Raw genomic sequence first — 18,171 nt, forward strand, 5'->3', positions numbered from 1 at the left:
GCTGTTTGTATTGATTTACTCTGAATCGTTACGGCGGTTACGGCGTGGTGCGCCATACGGTTTAGCACGATTGCCACCATTGTTATTGCCATGGCCTTGACGCGGGTTTGATGGTCTTGGTGATTTTTGATTCGATGAATCTTCTTCACGTGGCTGTTGACGCAAGTAGCCACCACGACGTGCAGGCATTGGGTTTTCAGACATACGCTCAGCACGGCGTTTTGCCAAACCAAATAGGCCTGTACCTTGGCGTGGTTTAAGCTCAACCAGTTTGGTTAATGCATCAATGTCATTTTTATCCAGCTCAGTCCAACGACCTGTACGCAGTTCTCTTGGTAAAATCACAGAACCATAGCGAGTACGTAGTAGACGACTGACTTTGAGCTCTTGTGATTCAAACAAACGACGTACTTCACGGTTACGTCCTTCTTTTACCACAACCTGATACCAACGGTTAATGCCTTCACCACCTAAGTCGGTAATCGATTCAAACTTGGCAGGGCCATCATCAAGCTCAACACCGTCAGTCAGTTTTTTACGCATTTCTGGTGTTAAGTCACCCATCACACGTACGGCATATTCACGTTCAATTTCATTTGATGGGTGCATTAAGCGGTTGGCAAGTTCACCATCGTTTGTAAACAGTAATAGGCCGGTACTGTTAATATCTAAACGACCCACCATCACCCAACGGTCATTTGGAATTTGGGGTAAGCGGTCAAATACGGTTGGGCGTTGCTCAGGGTCACTACGTGAACAGATTTCACCTTCTGGTTTATAGTAAATGAGTACACGGCGACGAATTTCATCTTCAACTTGAAACTGGACTTTACGGCCATCAATACGTAATTCATCGCCTTGCTCAATGCGTTCGCCAACATGTGCGACTTTACCATTGACACTGACACGACCAGAAGCAATCACTTCTTCCATATAACGACGTGAGCCGAGGCCAACACGTGCTAAAACTTTTTGTAACTTTTCACTCATAACAGTAAACCTTAGAATTAATCAATCAACAGTGCACCTTTTCACGACGTTGTTGCATGTGCATCAAGTGTCATGAATACGTCCTTGGTATCCTGTAGCGGTGGCAGTTGGCTTAATGAAGATACACCAAAAGCATTTAAAAATTGAGGGGTTGTGACCAATAGTGCGGGTCGTCCTGGCGCTTCTCTATAGCCTGACTCCTTAATCCAGCCCCAGTCAAACAGGGTTCTGAGTACCTGACTATTGTTGGTCACACCTCGAATATGTTCAATATCGGCCCGTGTCATGGGCTGATGGTAAGCAATCACGGCCAATATCTCAACGAGAGATGGAGAGAGCTTAATGGGCTTGTCTGGCCATGTCTCTTGAATGGTTTCACGGTATTTGGCACGTACTTGAAATCTATAGCCTTGGGCTGTTTCAATCAGTTCAATTGAGCGACCATGCTGTAAGGTGGCCAATTGTTGCAATAATACTTTGATCTCTTGCTTATTATATTGATTTTTAAAAGCTGCTTTCAAGAACTGAATTGAAACAGGTGTGTCACTGGCAAAAATAATCGCTTCAAGTTGCATTAAAACATCATGCTGTTGTGCCGTATTCATGTTTGAACTCCACAAATAGACAAAGGCTCTTCAACACCTGTGGCTAAAATTGTAATCTTTTCTTGTCTTGCTAACTCTAAAATGGCCATGAATGTCACCACCATACCGACTTTGCCTTGCTTGGGCGTAAGTAGTTGATTAAATGTGTAACGTTGGCCACGTTGTAATGTGTGTTCAATATGTTCCATGCGTTCTTCGAGCGATACGTTCTCTGAGGCAACTTGGTGAGTCATCGGCTCGGGGCGGTTAAATAGGCAGTGCAAGGCATCGCTTAAAATATTGGCGTCGAACCCATCGAGATTGACTTTGGCCTGTCCAAGCATGATTTGAGGGCTAAAGGTGTCTCGGTCGAGTACATGTAGAGCATTTAACGCCGTTGCGGCTTCTTTTATGCGTAAATACTGTTCTAAGCGTTCCACCAGTTGCTGTTTTGGGTCATCTTCAATTTGAAGTGTAGTTGGTCTAGGCAGTAAGAGTCTAGATTTGAGGTCAGCAAGTAAGGCCGCCATGACCAAATAGTCAGCAGTAAGCTCGATATCAAGTGACTTCATTTGCTGAATATAGCTTAGGTATTGCGTGGCAATTGGCGCAATGTCGAGCTGTAATAAATCAAAGCCATTTTTTTTAATTAAATACAGTAAAAAATCGAGTGGTCCTTCAAAGTAGCTGAGCAAAATTTGGAATGCAGCGGGTGGAATGTATAAGTCGTCAGGGATGTCATTGTGGTATTGGTCAAATACACGTATAGCAGGCGACTGTGCCACAGGAGCTTGTAAAGCAGAATTCATGAAATATTTAAGCCACGCGAATTTTCAAAAGCATGAGAAGATCAAGTTGTTACGTCAGCAACTTGATCGAAAATGTACCGAATGATTTTAATCTATTTATTTTAAAAGTAAATACATCTTACTCAAAAGCACTCACATCGCTTGCACCATGACGAATCACTTCGGCTTGGTCACCTGATAAATCAACAATACTGGTTTCTTTCAGCGTACCAAAACCACTGTCAATAAACACATCAACCAAATTGCCTAACTGCATTTCTATTTCGTATGGGTCATCTAAAGGCTCAGATTGATTGGGTAGAATGAGTGTACTGGTAAGTAATGGTTCACCAAATTCTTGTAATAGCATTTGACACACGGTGTTGTCAGGTACACGTAAACCAATGGTTTTTTTCTTTGGGTGCATTAAGCGTCTAGGCACTTCGCTGGTTGCAGGTAAAATAAATGTGGTTGCAGAAGGTGTATGTGCTTTTAATAGTCTATAGGTTGGGTTGTCTACTTTGGCAAAGTTGGCCAAATGTGATAGGTCACTACATAAAATGGTGTACTGATGTTTTGCATCAAGCTGACGAATACGAGAAATGCGTTCTACAGCATTTTTATCGCCAATTTTGCAACCAATTGCATATGCCGCATCTGTAGGGTAAACAATAATATTACCTTCACGAATAAGATCTACAGCTTGTTTGATGAGTCGTTGCTGTGGGTTATCAGGATGGACTCTAAGGTGTAGCATGCGACGCTCCAGCAAGATTTTTTGATGGCGTATTATGCATAAATTGTAAGCATATTTCTAGTCAGTCATACTCACTTCTATGTTTATTGTATTTGTTGAAATATAAGCAAGGTACGACAGAATTTTTATACTTTAAGGCATATTTTTTGCTTAACTTTAGTGAACACAAAAAGAGTAAGCCAACATGACAACAGTTTGGATCAAAAACCCGCAAGCCATTTATACTGCAAATGAGTTAGATGCAAGCGGTGGCGTGGTGATTTCAGGTGGGGTCATTGTAGAGTTAGTGGCTTTAGGACAACAACCGACTACGCCATATGATCAGTTCTATGATGCCAGCCGTGATGTGATTATTCCTGGGCTAATTAATAGTCATCATCATTTTTATCAGACGTTAACGCGAGCATGGAAACCTGTGGTCAATGCACCATTGTTTCCTTGGTTGGAGAATTTGTACCCTGTATGGGCAAAACTCAACTCTGAGCAATTATATTTAGCCACGCAAGTTGCGTTGTCTGAATTGGTGATGTCTGGCTGTACTTTTGCAGCAGATCATCATTATTTATTTCCGCAGCAGTTAACTGATGCGATTGATATACAAGTACACGCCTCTCAATCTTTAGGTATGCGAGTGATGCTTACACGTGGCTCAATGAGTTTAGGCCAAGACCAAGGTGGTTTACCTCCACAACATACTGTACAAGAGATAGAGACCATTTTAGCCGATAGTGAGCGTTTGGTGAGAACATACCATCAAAGAGATGCAGGTGCGATGGTGAATATTGCATTAGCACCATGTTCGCCATTTTCTGTCACGCGTGAAATTATGCAACAAAGTGCAGATTTAGCAGAAAAATTAGATGTTCGCTTACATACACATTTGGCTGAAACCTTAGATGAAGAACAGTTTTGTTTAAAAATGTTTGGGCTACGTACTGTCGATTATTTAGAAAGTGTGGGTTGGTTGAATAATCGCACTTGGCTTGCACACGGGATTCACTTTAATGCTGACGAGATCAAACGTTTAGGGGAACATGGGGTGGGTATTTGCCATTGTCCACATTCCAATATGCGTTTGGCATCAGGCATTTGTCCGACACTTGATTTGCAAGCAGCGGGGGCTCCAATTGGTTTGGGGGTAGATGGTTCGGCATCTGGTGATGCCTCTAATCTTATTTTAGAGGCGAAACAAGCCTTGTATTTACAACGCTTAAAATATGGTGCTGAAAAAATCACACCTGAACTGGCTTTAAATTGGGCGACACAAGGCTCTGCAAAATTGCTTGGGCGAGCCGACCATTTGGGGCAAATTGCTGTGGGGTATCAGGCAGATTTGGCATTTTATCGTTTAGAAGAACTACGTTTTTCTGGCAGTCATGATCCAATTTCTGCATTGTTATTATGTGGTGCAGATCAAGTACAGCATGTCATGGTGAAAGGCAATTGGGTTGTGAAAGACAAAGAAATGCAATGTGTAGATATTGAAGAACTTCGTGCACAGCATCATCAGCAGGCAAAATATTTGTTGGCATCATAAGCTGGATCTGGCTTATTTTTTATATCAAATAGGTGGTCCACAGCTTTTACATTGGCTTTTCTGTGTTTTATTGTAATTTTATGTAAATATTTGGGTGCTAGTCTTTAGCTGTTAGATGGGGTTGTTTGGTGTGATTTTTATCGCTATTTGAGTTAAATATGTGTTTTAAATCACTATACCTCTGGTTGTAAAAAGGAGTAATTTGTTTCAATTTACGAAGAAGGCATTATTCATGTCTATTTTGAGTGGCTAGGTCGTGTTTGGTTACTGTTATATAATTGAAAAATATTCTATCTTACAATAGTTAATGTTGAGTTATTTACATTAATTTTTTAAGTATCTCTCTTTACTTCTCTCTCACCTTTACTTTATAGGGGAAATTTTATGAATAAATTTCTATCAATGTTAGCGATTCTCCTTCCTGTTGCAGATTCGGCTTCTGCAGCAACAACAAATGGTGCAATGACTGTAAAAGCACAAATTACTTCGAGTTGTGTCATTAACACCTCTGCAACGGGTGGTAGCATGGGTAATACCACATTAGACTTTGGTTCATTGTCTAGCTTAGCTACAGATGCCAATGCAAGCACTGCTGCAAGTGGTAATGGTGCTGTAAACGTGTTGTGTAACAAAGGCACAGCATGGAACCTTACTTTTGATGGCGGTGCAAATGCTGCTTCTGGCCAACGTCAGATGATTGGTGGTGCGGCAGGTACAGATGTTCTACCGTACAACTTATACTCAGATGCAGGTTACAAAAATAAAATTGATACAAGCACAGTACTTTCTGGTACAGGTACAGGCCAAGTACAAGCAACACAAGTATTTGGTAAAATCCCTGCGGGCACAGTATTACCAAGTGTTGGTTCATACGTTGACACAGTAGTTCTAACTGTAAATTACTAAACGTCAGTGATGTGATATAGATTCACATGCACAATATGTGGTCTATGTGTGGTGGAAGGGTGCTAAATACTTCCACCACATTATTATTTTTAGTGTTGTATTTTTTATGTATATGGTTGTCGTTATGCAGAAGTTTGGATTAGGTGTTTTTAGTAGCGTCGTTGCGTGTATGGTTGCACTGTGTGCGAGCAGTACGCAAGCAGCATCACTACGTATTTCACCCACAACAGTTGAATTTGAAATGGCTCAAAACAGCCAAACTTTGACTGTATTTAATCAATCGTCTGAATCAACAACTTTACAGGCAAGAGCGTTTAAATGGACGCAGGAAAATGGAAAAGATATTTTAGTACCCACTACGGACTTGGTGATTAGCCCACCTGTGACACATTTAGCCGCATCATCATCATATAATTATCGTATAGTGCATTTAGACAAAAAGCCAATTACTGGTGAAAAGAGCTATCGTTTAATTTTAGATGAGATCCCAAAACCTATAGACAGTCGTAAATTGTCGCAAGGCCTGACAGTACTGATGCGAATTTCATTGCCTGTTTTTATTACCAATCCAAATAGTCAACTTAAATTGGCTTGGACAATTGAACAATATGCAGATAAAAGTGTGCTTACTGTAACAAATCAAGGCGGTATACGTACTTTACTTACGGATGTAAAACTAGTAGACGCAACAACAAATAAAGAGTATCCATTGCAAATTGGTACTGTTAATGGTTATGTACTTGCAGGAAGTCAGAAAAGTTATCCAATTCGTAATGATTTTATCTTTGATCCATCACGCCAATATTATTTACAGCTTGTTGTAAATGGTAAAGAAACTCGGTTATAAAGCCTATGGTGCAAAAAAAGGTATATTTTTTCTTTGGGGTCACCTTAATTCATAGCACCTTTGTTTCTGCTGATACAAGCTTTACATTAGATCAAGACAGTATTCCTGCTATTACCCCAGTTGCGACTTTAGATGTCTCTAAATTACAGACAGATGCAGATTTATTTTTAAATGTGTCTGTCAATCATTATCCAAGCAGTGATTTGATTCGTGTCAAAACCAATGCACAAGGCCAATTCTTCATTTCAGCATTAGACTTACGGAGTCTACGTCTAAAAATAGACAGTCATATTGTAGATACAGAGTGGGTGAATTTAAAAGACCTACCTTGGCTTCATTACCAATATGACTTATCGAATCAAACACTATTGTTAGATGTGCCAGTAAATTATTTAGCACGTTATGCGGTTAACTTATCAGACGATACCTCTAAAACGACAGCCGTTGATTCGCAACCGTTTAATGCAACGATTTTTAATTATAATCTGTATCAAAATTATAGTCAGACAAAAAAGTATTTGGCAGCCAGTGGTCATTTAATGATGAACCACTCTTGGGGTAGCTTAAGTAGTTTATTTTCATATAGTAACGAAAAAAAAACCGATGATAATCATCCAAACTTTGTTCGCTTATCGAGTTATTGGCAATATATTGACCCTGTAAAAATTCGCTCTTATACCTTAGGGGATTTTGTGAGTAATAGTACGCAGTGGAATAGCAGTGTACGTTTGTTGGGTTTGCAGTGGGCCAGTGCTTATGAGCAAAGAGGAGATATTGTCACGATTGCTTCACCAGAGCTTTCCGGTACAGCAACGTTACCATCGACATTAGATTTGTATGTGAATCAACAAAAAATATACTCAGGTGCAATTCCATCAGGCCCTTTTGATGTTAAATCGTTACCATTTGTTTCAGGAAATCAGGTCACTTTAGTCACGACAGACATGAATGGTCAGCAGTCGGTCTCTACAAAACCATACTATACGTCTGTTAAGATTTTACAAAAAGGCATTAATCAGTTTTCTGTTGATGTGGGTGTCCCTCGCTTTAACTACTCAACACGCTCGAATGATTATGCACCACAGCTTTTATTTTCATCATCTTCATTACGCTATGGTTTAACACCTCGTTTGACGGTAGATGGGGGGCTTGAGCTTTCATCAAATGGTTTATTAAATTTAGGGGCAGGTATTGCAACCAATGTGTTTGATCGTGGTGTGCTAAGTACCAATGTTGCGGCAAGCCAATATGATGGTCAAACAGGAGCTTTGGTTTCAAGTACCTTGGAGTTTAAGGCATCATCAAAACTAAATCTTAATATGAGTATACTCAATGGTTTTGATGGTTATTTTAACTTAGGTCGAGTCGCAGATCGCTATTATACAACCCATTATGTTCCTTCTAGTAGTACCTTGTTAGAGACGGACAGTACGTCATCTGCCAAACAAATGTTTCGATTGGGAGCAAATTACCAGCTCACAAGTGGTGCAAGCGTTTACTTGGGCTATAATTCTGTGATGACACAGAGTAATCGCTATAAGCAACTGTCATTGAGTTTAAGTAAAACTTTAAGCCGTAGCTGGGGTCTATTTTTCTCTGCATATCAAGACATGATCAATCAAAAGAATTTTGGTGCATATCTGACCTTACGCTACACTCCTCAAAAATCAGCTTTAAGTATAGCCACGACTGCAGGTGTCGATGGTAATGTCACGTCACAGCAAGTCGATATTGCAAGTTCATCAACACAAAGTTTAAACAGTTTGGGGTGGGGGGTAAGTGCAAGCCATAGTCAAGATGTACAAGGGTTGTCTACTTATTTAAATTATACTCATCGTTATGCATACCTTTCTGCCAAATATAACTATAGTAATATGTTGCAACAGTTAGGTTTGTCTGCCACAGGTGCTTTGGTTTTTGCGGAAAATAAGCTTTTTGCAGCCAACCAAGTGGGTGACGGGTATGCCTTGGTTAAAAATGCAGGGCCTCGAACAAAAGTGATTAATGGTGGTGTAACTTTAGGGGAGACTGACTCAAAAGGAAACTTCTTTATTTCAGATTTAACGCCGTATAGAACCCATACCATTTACGCTAACCCTGCGAACCTACCTTTAGATTGGCGAATAGATAGCACAGAGAAAAAATTAACCGCAGGGTATAAACAAGGTGCCTCTATTGACTTTAAAGCGCATCAAGTGGTGTCTGCCATTGTACATTTGGTCAATACGAAACAAGCAGATTTAGGTGCCGGATATACTGTGACAGTGAATGGTCAGTCACAAGCTGTATTGGGTTATGATGGTGAAGTTTTTGTTGATGGGCTGTTGCAACACAATACTTTAACTGTTGATTTGTTGGGTGAGGGTGAATGTACTGCACAGTTTGACTATAATGAAAAAAATACCTCTGGTATCGAAAAAATAGGGCCGTTTGTATGCCAATAAGTATGAGATTTACTTGTAGACGTTATTTGCGTTATTTTCTCGTGGCCATTGGGTTTTGCTTGGCATTATGTATAAGTCATACATCTTATGCGGTATGTGAGAACTCAGGTTCAACTTCAGGTACATATAATTATACCTCTTCAAATATTATGTCAGATGCCCCTGTGGCTATGAGTGGTACAATCTTATGTTACAGTAGCCCACTTGGTCTAGGCTTCTTTCTTGTACCGACCAGTCTGGCACGTATTTGTGTGATGGCTTCTTTTACTGCCAATACTTCTGCTAATAGTGATAAAACTTTGCCCATACGTGTGTATGGTACGGTAGGTGGGGGAGGAAACACCTCCAGTATGACCAGTGGTACATGGTATGGGCCTACCACGACTTCACGTTCAGGTAATACGATTAGTTATAATGTGAGTTTAATGGTGCCTGCACAAACATCCAGTTTATTGGCGTATCCCGTGGGAACATATACAGCAACAGCCACGATTTACTGGGATATGCAATCAAGGGCAGGTAGTTGTGAGCGTAATACAGTGGCAGATTACTTAAATAACCCTGATGCAGGAAGTATGGTACTCACAGCATCTTATGTTGTGCCTAAATTCTGTCAGCTCAATACAACATCTAGCGTGAATTTTGGTACAATGCCAAGTGTGAATACATCGAACACAGTTTATGATGCAACAGGTGCAGTGAATAGTACTTGTAATTCAGGTACGCCGTATAGTATTCAGCTTGGACTAGGAGATTACTATAGTAGCAGTTTGGGTTTACGCCGAATGTATAGTACGGCTAGCCAAGAGTATATTGCATATGACTTATATTCAGATGCAACGCGTACACGACAATGGAATACAAGCCAAGTGGTTAGTCTTACAGGTACAGGCACGGCACAAAATACAATAGTGTATGGCCGAATTCCTAATATTGCACAAACTGCGGTGAGCCCGGGTACTTATAGTGATTCCGTCATTGTGACCATTTCTTATTAGGTCATTAGTCTAATGCATGGCGTGTAAACTCATTGATAGATAACATTTGACCCTGACGTACACTAGAGCAAATATAAAAAATAAACAGTAATGCATCTTTAGGAAGCTTGGCTTGACCAGAAAAGTAAAGTTGTACCTGATGAAAAACGTGGTCTTTAAACGCAGTGCTGTCACTCGACTCGCCTGTAAGATTGTCTAAAGATACATTAAATTTACGGCCAAAAGCCGTTGCAAATAACCATTCAATGGCTTGTGGTTTAACTTCAACCTGTTCAAATTGTTGCTGTTGTTCGGCAGAACGACCATCTGGTGCGTACCAGTAACCTAAGTCGGGTAATGCTCTACGTGCAGCACCTGCAATGCACCAATGGCTAATTTCATGCAGTGCACTATTAAAAAAACCGTGTGCAAACTCAATTCGAGCGGGTGCGTTTGTAGATGCTGGAAAATATTCGGGTTCGTTATTTCCTTTAATTAGTTTGACATTATGGTGGGAAAACCATGCATTAAAGTGTAAGATGAGCCAATCCACTTGTTGTGTTTCAGTTGTTTGATCAAACCAAGGCATTTGCTCAATTTGATCTACAGATTGTTGTACACAAAGTTGGTTTAGGGTATCAATGAGTGATAATGTCGCTGTTTTTTGCTTTGAAATAGGCGATAGCATAACTTATTTACCCGTTAGTTCTGTTTAAAAGTGAGAAATTGTATCTTAAACTTTGACAGAGTTCTGATGAATTTGTAGAATTGCCGCCTTAACTATGTCAGCAAATACCTTTCCGGCACACATTGAGCCGTTTAAATGGGCTGAACAAGGCTTTACATGGTCAGGAACACTGCCCCTGTCTCGCTTTGCTCGTATAGCTCGTGAAACAGTTGGATCAGTTGAGCATCAACCGGTTCAAATAAATTGTAAACTATCAATGGACGCATATTTACGCCTTGTGTGGTTAGATGCAGACATTGAAGCTAAAGCACCAATGACTTGCCAACGCTGTTTGGAGGTTGTTGAAATTGATTTAGTTTCTAATGTACATCTTGCACTGGTTGAAGATGAGTCACTGATAGAGCGCTTGGATGAGGATGCTGATTTCGTCGTTCTTGGTGAAAGTGAGTCTTCAAGCAAAGGGTCATTTGATGAGCCTGCGATTGTTGATTTACTGACATTGTTAGAAGATGAATTATTATTGTTGATGCCATTGTCACCTAAGCACCATGCTTGCGAACATAAGCATCGACCTACCGAGCAGGACATTGTTGAAGAAAAACGGGATAATCCGTTTGATGTATTAGCAAGTTTGAAAGGTAAACTTAATTCATAAAGTATGTTATACTTGTGTATAAGACAACCAAATTGTTCTGATCCATTTTTTCGATTTCTGTAAGGAGCCATCATGGCTGTTCAGCAAAACCGTAAAAGTCGCTCTCGCCGTGATATGCGCCGTTCTCATGACGCTTTAACCGAGAATGCATTAACTGTAGACCAAACTACAGGTGAAACTCATCGTCGTCACCACGTGACTAAAGATGGTTTTTACCGTGGTCGTCAATTATTCGCTAAAGCATCAGCTGAATAATGGTGACATTGGTCAAGGTGACTTGATTGATAAAAAAGGGAGCATTTTGCTCCTTTTTTTATGTGTGAAATGTTGTATTTGGCAATTAAAAAGTCTAAAAAATAATGATAAATTGCACGCCTGAACTTCATAAGAAGATAAAAGGATACTAAATATGTCTGCTAAACCACTCGAGCAATGTGCTCAAGCGGAAAAAACAGCATTTGTTTTTCCTGGTCAAGGGTCACAAAAAGCAGGTATGTTGGCCGACCTCGCGACACAATTTAGTCTTGTACAAGACACTTTTACAGAAGCATCTGATGCATTGGGTTTTGACCTTTGGCAGATTGCACAATCAGGTGAGGGCTTAAATCAAACAGAAAATACACAGCCTGTATTGCTTACTGCAAGCACTGCAATCTGGCGTGTGTGGACGTCATTAGGTGGTGTTGTACCTAAGTACTTAGCAGGCCACTCATTGGGTGAGTACAGTGCATTGGTTGCAGGTCAAGCACTTACGTTGACTGATGCGGTAAAGTTAGTACATTTGCGTGGAAAGCTTATGCAAAGTGCTGTGCCACAAGGGCAAGGTGCAATGGCTGCCATTTTAGGCTTAAGCGATGAGCAGGTGCGAGACCTATGCCAAGCTGCAAGCCAAGCAGGTTCAGGTCATGTTGAAGCAGCCAATTACAATACCAAAGGGCAAGTCGTGATTGCAGGTGCGGCAGCTGCGGTACAAATTGCAATAGACCAAGCGAAGGAACAAGGTTCTAAAGCCATTGCATTGCCTGTGTCTGTGCCATCACATTGCTCCTTAATGAAACCGGCTGCAGAGGCTTTTGCAGATGCATTGGAACAAACTGCCATTGAGTTGCCTAAGATTCCTGTCATACAAAATGTGAGTGCAGATGTTGCACAAGATGTTGCAATATTGCGTTTATCTTTAAAAGAACAACTTTATCGCTCGGTACAATGGACGGCAACCATTCAACGATTACAAGATCAAGGCATTGGTTATATTGCAGAATGTGGCCCAGGTGTTGTACTGAGCAATATGGCAAAGCGTTTGCCAAACCTTGAAAAAACGTTTGCTTTAGATACCCCTAGTCGTATAGAAGATGCACTGAGTGCCATTTTAGTCGCAGAAGGACAGATTGTATGAGTCAAGAACAACGTAAAGTTGCATTAGTCACAGGTGCAAGCCGTGGTATTGGTGCTGCTATCGCACAACAATTAATTCAAGATGGTTTCTTTGTTGTCGGTACAGCCACCTCAGAATCTGGTGCTGCACAACTGAGCGCAACTTTTGCAGACAATGGTACAGGTGCTGTATTAGATGTACGTGATGTAGCTGCTATAGATGCTGTTGTTTCTGATATCGAACAACGTTTTGGCCCAGTTTTAGTCCTTGTAAACAATGCGGGTATTACACGTGATAATTTATTATTACGTATGAGCGAAGATGATTGGGACGATATTCTAAATATTCATTTAAAAGCAGTTTATCGCTTGTCTAAGCGTGTACTGAAGGGCATGACGCGTGCTCGTTTTGGACGTATTATTAATATTAGTTCAGTGGTTGCACATTTTGCTAACCCTGGTCAAGCAAACTACTCAGCGGCCAAAGCAGGTATTGAAGCATTTAGCCGTAGCTTAGCCAAAGAAATGGGTAGTCGTCAGATTACTGTAAACTCTGTTGCCCCTGGTTTTATTTCAACTGAAATGACAGAGCAATTGAGTGAAGATATTCGTAAAAAAATGACTGAACAAGTTGCACTTGGTCGTTTAGGTAATACGCAAGATATTGCACATGCGGTGAGTTTTTTAGCAAGTGACAAATCTAGTTACATTACTGGTACGGTATTACATGTAAACGGTGGCTTATACATGGCTTAAGCGCATGTATAAACTTCCATTATTTTAAATATTCAATTAAACTAGCGGCAATTTAAAACGCCGCAAGTAACGAGGAGACCTCCTGTGAGCGATATCGAACAACGTGTAAAACAAGCTGTAGCTGAACAACTTGGTATGAACGCTGAAGAAATTAAAAATGAAGCGTCTTTTACTGATGATTTAGGTGCAGACTCTCTAGATTTAGTAGAGCTTGTCATGTCTTTTGAAAATGATTTTGACATTACGATTCCAGATGAAGATTCAAACGAATTGACAACTGTACAAACTGCAATTGACTACGTATCTAAGAAATTAGCGTAATACGTTTTTAATTGTAAAAAAGCCACGATTTAATCGTGGCTTTTTTTATTTGTACAAAAAACTCGGATGATCGCTTTGAGCGAGGTTTTTTGTTTAAGTTTTAGTCTTATTGGTACTCTACGGTTAGTGTTGCAATGCCTTTGACTTCACCTGCCGTCACTTTATTTGCAGTTTGATAGTAGCGTGCACGTAATGGAACGTCATATTGTGCATTTTGATTGGTTGATATTGAGCCGAGATCAATATGACTGCCATTTTCAATCACTTTATTTTGATTGTTGTAATCTGAGATCAGTTGTAAGCCAATACCTGTAGCTGCTTTTGAGCCACTGGCTGTATTTTTGATGACTTGATTACTGCTACTGTCTGCTGTAAAGCCAAAACTTAAACTAATTTGACTATTTTCAGTATAGGTCGATGTCGTAGAACCACCATTACATAAAATACTGATATTGAGTGACTGTTCGCCTTGAGTGGAACCAATCCCCGTAAAGCTCGTACTTGCAACAGTTGGTAGAGTAACAGTTTTATCGACATTGCCTTGTATTGCACATGATGCTGAACTAATACTGGCTGTATTTACATAAAGTGTACTGGTTAAAATAGGCGTAATTTCATAGTTATTTGTATAGTATGAACTATAACGGCCAGAAGCTAACTGACCAGAACCTGTTTGATTGGCTGTTTTAATAATTTCAACAACAAAATAGCCTTCACCTAAGTTCCATGGACCTTGCCCCAAAGTTCTTCTATATGGGTAATAACCTGAAAAATAAGTTGCGGACGGTAGTTCACGATACAAACGTATGCCAATGCCTGGAATATTGGTATCGTAAATAGAGTCTCCTAAAGTACTCAAATTGGGGTTTTTTGAAAGTACGGCATTGGCATATCCGCCATTTCGATCGCAGTATGTTACAGAGTTGTTTTGCGGTATGGAAAATTGTTTTTTAACGAGTATCTTTCCTACAGTATCTGTTGGTCTAACAACAATTCGACCAAGTGCCATATTAATATCTGTTGTGATAAAACCGCTATATTGTATACATGCGGCATGGTTTAGTGCAGAAAAAGCCATGCCTGAGAAACCGAGTAAGCTGGTCATTAAAATTTTTTTCATTGGCATATGGCCTCTGTCATGAGCATACTTGCTTGAGTTTTTTTCAGCTGATTCGTTAAATCATAGGAAATATGGCACTGCTGAGAAGGATTGTCTCCCCATTTTACCGTCACGGTATCTTTTGTCAGTTGAGTTCTTAAGTAAGCTAAACTGCCTTGTCCAACCAAGCCAATGACGTCTCCTTTTGAGCTTGATATTTCTGCAGCAAAAGGAAGTGTTGTCTGATCTGCTTGTTTTGCATCAATATAAATGGCGTATCCTATTTTGGTGGCAAAACTCAGTTGTGTAATTGAACCTGCATAAGGTGCAATACGTTGGGTTGTTTCTTGTAGTTCTACTTGGTCAGACATGTCTTGTGGGTCGAGTGTCACATCGTTAATACGATAAGGCGTAAGGTAGGGCACAACTGCATACCCAGATTTATTAATACGTAGCCCCGAGAGGTTGTTAACTTTTGCACCAACAGCATTTGGTGCATACACAATGGCGATGGTTTGTCCTTGTTCTGGGCCAAATTGTAAACCGCCTGCATGTAATACAACATTACCTCTTATACTCAACATCATTTGTTGGTAGCTTGAGGCATCGCTATAAGATGCAGCCAGTGTTGCAACATCTGTTTTATAACTACTGTTGATGTTGTAGGCATTGATATTATTTTGTTTAGATACATTTGCACCATAGCTTAAACGGTCATTAACCATACCGCTTATACCTACAGATTGACTGTCTTTACTTGAGGTTGCACTTACATTCGCTGCAGTTTTCTTTATACTGAGCGGGAAGTTCACACTAAATACATATTCTGTATCTGATTTAGATGACGTACCCACGGTATCTAGTAAGCGATGTGTAGCAGATATACCATAAGTTATTTCTCTATAGTTGTTATTATAACCAAATTGGTATTGTCTTGAACGTTGGCTACGGTTCCAATAATCAGACCAAGAACCTACCAAGTACACATTGCCTAGTTTTTGTGGTAATCCCTGATTTAAAGTGATTTGAAATTGACTACGCTGCTTGCCAACGCCTGCAGTATTGATGCCTTGATCAATCAAATTATTAAAAATGGATGTATCACGTAAGCTATAGAAGTTTTCACTTGAGTAACGATATGCAGCTAAGGTGAGATTTGTACTGGTTGGTACGATGAGTTTGCTATAGCTTAGTCTATAGCTTTGTCCTGTCACTGTTTTTTGATTCAACCTTGCGTTTGCATGAGTCCAATCTAATGACACTGCACCAATAGGTGTTGCAAATGCTGAACCCAAAAGAAATGACATGTAATCATCTGCAATTTGAAAACCAGTAAAACCAGTGACATGGTTGTTGAGACCACGTTGGTATTTACCCTGAGCAAAACTTGGATGATGTCTAAGTGAATTGTCTCGGAGCTTACCCAGTGTCATTGAGTAGCGATCAAGCTTTGGCCTAAGCATTTGCACAACAGAAGCATAAGGTACAGCAAATTTTTGAATTTGACCATCTGCTTCTATAACACGCACTTCAATATTACCACCAAAGCCAGTTGGGTATAGGTCATTAATTTCAAATGGGCCTGGGGCAACGTTGGTTTGATAGATGAGTTGTCCTTGTTGCCTTACTTCAATTTTGGCATTGGTTTTTGCAATTCCTCGAATTTGTGGTGCATAACCTTGTAAGCTATTGGGTAGCATACGGTCATCGCTAGAAAAGTCGATGCCACGATAGCTCAAAGAATCAAAAACCTCACCATTGGTGAAGCTATCACCAATGGTAATTACACCACGATAGTCAGGGAATGCTTTTTGTATATAGGTATTATTGGTTGTGTAAGACAGCGATTTTTTGGTTTGAGTATCGGCATTGCTCCACTGTACTTGCGCATTATGGCGTAGTTGCCAACCTGCAATATTTGCTCCCATACTCAGGCTCATAAATGCATTTAGGCTATCTTTATCTGCTGATGAGCGGTTGCTAGATTGATATGCAGTGGCATTGTAGGAGAGAAATCCAGCATTAATACCACGATCCCATATCGCAGGGTCAACATAACCTTGTGCATTACTTTGCATGGCATATTGTGGAATATACACATCTAGTCTGAGACTCGATGTATCAAAATCATAGTATGCCTCTTTAATCCATTGGTTTATATTTACACACTGGTTGTTTTTATGTGCAAAATCTATAGATTGGCTTAAGGCATCTTTTTTTACGCCATAACTGAGTAATGTCGTTGCTTCAAAGCATGTTGTGGCAATTTTTTGATCTGGTTGTATTTGGAAAACCATTTTGCGTTTTCCAAACCAGTTGCCGTTTACATATACATCAAGGTTATATTCACCAGGTAGTACAGGGTTACTGTACTTGAAACGTGATACATCAATACTTTTATTATTACCAACAATAAAAGCAGGGTCGAAATCGGCCTCTTGAAGCGTATTTGATTCAGCATGGGTGACCATAGGGTATGTGATCATACTGACAAATAATGTGAGCGTATGGGAATATATTTTTTTAGCCATGATTTTCTTTTAACCGAAATGCCACGCTTTAAAAGATAAATAAATGTAAGGCGTACTTTAAGATTACTTGTTTAATTTAATGCTTTGTTCTACTCGACCACCGTAGTCATTGATGGTTGTGAACTCAAGTTGATTGGTATTTAGATTAGAACGTTTAATGCTTTGTTCTACTCGACCACCGTAGTCATTGATGGTTGTGAACTCAAGTTGATTGGTATTTAGATTAGAACGTTTAATGCTTTGTTCTGAAAAGGGTGCAAGTAGCAAACCTTTGGGGGTAAGCTCATTTTTTTGCTGTTCCTTTCCTTCAAAAACAGATGTAATGGTAATAAAAAAGGGGGTAGGGTTTTTCACTACAAGTTGCTGCCCTGAGCTTTGCCACTGTAATTGCTCAGGTGCTTTGTTGACATCTTCTTTAATTGAAGCAGGTCTATAAATAAATTTAATGCGAGAGCGAATGGCAAGCTGTAAGGAGTTATCAGATCCATTCGAACCTGTGGCTCTTGGGGGGATATCTAGTATATTTAACCAATAAAGAGATTCTTGTGTTTGATTTAATAGATTACTGTTCGGTAATGCAGAAATACGAAGTGTCTGTCCTTTTGTCGGTTCTACGCGAGATACAGGTGGGGTAATCATAAATGGAAGTTTGACTTGGTCGGGTGTACTGTTTGCATCACCATCATCTAACCATGCTTGTACTAGAGCTGGTCTTTCACCCTCATTGGTCATTTGTAAAGAGACTTCTCTATTGTTTGACGGATAAATAACACGAGTACCATGAAGTACAATTTCAGCATACGCATTTATTGTAAAAATAGATGCAATAATAACTAAAATGCTAGGTAATATATATTTCTTACTCATCGTCAAACACAGCCCTTATATTGTAATATGAAACAGTGAAGCAAGTTTAA

At 39.9% G+C, this 18,171-nt stretch carries 17 protein-coding genes and 1 pseudogene; 10 read left to right on the top strand and 8 right to left on the bottom strand.

Annotation, left to right across the window (positions count from 1 at the left end; translation table 11 throughout):
* Window positions 1–15: 15 nt before the first annotated feature.
* From rluB to I2F31_RS00375, 4 genes are all read right to left on the bottom strand, one after another.
* A complete protein-coding gene (gene rluB, locus I2F31_RS00360; protein WP_195773280.1) occupies window positions 16–990 on the bottom strand; it encodes a 23S rRNA pseudouridine(2605) synthase RluB in 975 nt (324 codons plus the stop codon).
* A 41-nt stretch (window positions 991–1,031) separates the two neighbouring features.
* Entirely contained in the window at window positions 1,032–1,595 is a 564-nt protein-coding gene (scpB, locus tag I2F31_RS00365) for an SMC-Scp complex subunit ScpB (RefSeq protein ID WP_195769168.1), read from the bottom strand.
* Window positions 1,592–2,383 (bottom strand): segregation and condensation protein A, encoded by a 792-nt coding sequence (locus I2F31_RS00370; RefSeq protein WP_195769167.1) that lies wholly within the window; start codon window positions 2,381–2,383, stop codon window positions 1,592–1,594. The genes scpB and I2F31_RS00370 overlap by 4 nt, the downstream gene beginning before the upstream one ends.
* Before the next feature lie 118 nt (window positions 2,384–2,501).
* On the bottom strand, window positions 2,502–3,119 hold the full coding sequence (locus I2F31_RS00375) for an L-threonylcarbamoyladenylate synthase (RefSeq protein WP_195769166.1): 618 nt from the start codon (window positions 3,117–3,119) through the stop codon (window positions 2,502–2,504).
* Window positions 3,120–3,303: 184 nt separating this feature from the next.
* Here I2F31_RS00375 and I2F31_RS00380 point away from each other — a divergent pair, with 184 nt between their 5' ends.
* From I2F31_RS00380 to I2F31_RS00400, 5 genes are all read left to right on the top strand, one after another.
* Window positions 3,304–4,656: an 8-oxoguanine deaminase gene (locus I2F31_RS00380; protein WP_195773281.1), complete on the top strand. Its 1,353-nt coding sequence runs from the start codon at window positions 3,304–3,306 to the stop codon at window positions 4,654–4,656.
* Between the two features lie 384 nt (window positions 4,657–5,040).
* Entirely contained in the window at window positions 5,041–5,562 is a 522-nt protein-coding gene (locus tag I2F31_RS00385; RefSeq protein WP_195769164.1) for a Csu type fimbrial protein, read from the top strand.
* 124 nt (window positions 5,563–5,686) lie between these two features.
* Entirely contained in the window at window positions 5,687–6,409 is a 723-nt protein-coding gene (locus I2F31_RS00390; RefSeq protein ID WP_195769163.1) for a fimbrial biogenesis chaperone, read from the top strand.
* A gap of 5 nt (window positions 6,410–6,414) precedes the next feature.
* Window positions 6,415–8,853, top strand: coding sequence for a fimbria/pilus outer membrane usher protein (locus I2F31_RS00395; protein ID WP_195769162.1), 2,439 nt, complete (start codon window positions 6,415–6,417; stop codon window positions 8,851–8,853).
* A gap of 2 nt (window positions 8,854–8,855) precedes the next feature.
* On the top strand, window positions 8,856–9,851 hold the full coding sequence (locus I2F31_RS00400; protein WP_195769161.1) for a Csu type fimbrial protein: 996 nt from the start codon (window positions 8,856–8,858) through the stop codon (window positions 9,849–9,851).
* Between the two features lie 4 nt (window positions 9,852–9,855).
* Here I2F31_RS00400 and I2F31_RS00405 read toward each other — a convergent pair whose 3' ends face one another.
* Window positions 9,856–10,518: an elongation factor P hydroxylase gene (locus I2F31_RS00405; protein ID WP_195769160.1), complete on the bottom strand. Its 663-nt coding sequence runs from the start codon at window positions 10,516–10,518 to the stop codon at window positions 9,856–9,858.
* A gap of 94 nt (window positions 10,519–10,612) precedes the next feature.
* Between I2F31_RS00405 and I2F31_RS00410 the strand changes: the two genes are divergently transcribed.
* The 5 genes from I2F31_RS00410 (at window position 10,613) to acpP (ending at window position 13,624) form a co-directional block, all read left to right on the top strand.
* Entirely contained in the window at window positions 10,613–11,173 is a 561-nt protein-coding gene (locus I2F31_RS00410) for a YceD family protein (protein WP_195769159.1), read from the top strand.
* Window positions 11,174–11,245: 72 nt separating this feature from the next.
* On the top strand, window positions 11,246–11,428 hold the full coding sequence (rpmF, locus tag I2F31_RS00415) for a 50S ribosomal protein L32 (protein ID WP_067726483.1): 183 nt from the start codon (window positions 11,246–11,248) through the stop codon (window positions 11,426–11,428).
* A gap of 154 nt (window positions 11,429–11,582) precedes the next feature.
* Entirely contained in the window at window positions 11,583–12,569 is a 987-nt protein-coding gene (fabD, locus tag I2F31_RS00420) for an ACP S-malonyltransferase (protein ID WP_195769158.1), read from the top strand.
* A complete protein-coding gene (fabG, locus tag I2F31_RS00425) occupies window positions 12,566–13,303 on the top strand; it encodes a 3-oxoacyl-ACP reductase FabG (RefSeq protein ID WP_195769157.1) in 738 nt (245 codons plus the stop codon). The genes fabD and fabG overlap by 4 nt, the downstream gene beginning before the upstream one ends.
* An 84-nt stretch (window positions 13,304–13,387) precedes the next feature.
* Window positions 13,388–13,624 carry an acyl carrier protein gene (acpP, locus tag I2F31_RS00430; RefSeq protein WP_092747615.1) on the top strand — a complete coding sequence of 79 codons (237 nt, stop codon included), beginning with the start codon at window positions 13,388–13,390 and terminating at the stop codon, window positions 13,622–13,624.
* 106 nt (window positions 13,625–13,730) lie between these two features.
* Here acpP and I2F31_RS00435 read toward each other — a convergent pair whose 3' ends face one another.
* From I2F31_RS00435 to I2F31_RS00445, 3 genes and pseudogenes are all read right to left on the bottom strand, one after another.
* Complete coding sequence (locus I2F31_RS00435) at window positions 13,731–14,744, bottom strand: fimbrial protein (RefSeq protein WP_195773282.1); 1,014 nt, start codon at window positions 14,742–14,744, stop codon at window positions 13,731–13,733.
* Entirely contained in the window at window positions 14,741–17,254 is a 2,514-nt protein-coding gene (locus tag I2F31_RS00440; RefSeq protein ID WP_195769155.1) for a fimbria/pilus outer membrane usher protein, read from the bottom strand. The genes I2F31_RS00435 and I2F31_RS00440 overlap by 4 nt, the downstream gene beginning before the upstream one ends.
* Before the next feature lie 147 nt (window positions 17,255–17,401).
* Window positions 17,402–18,121, bottom strand: a pseudogene (locus I2F31_RS00445) (fimbrial biogenesis chaperone); the annotation flags it as partial.
* Window positions 18,122–18,171 lie beyond the last annotated feature (50 nt).

It is taken from the genome of Acinetobacter rathckeae, assembly GCF_015627125.1.
Taxonomy (GTDB): Bacteria; Pseudomonadota; Gammaproteobacteria; order Pseudomonadales; family Moraxellaceae; genus Acinetobacter; species Acinetobacter rathckeae.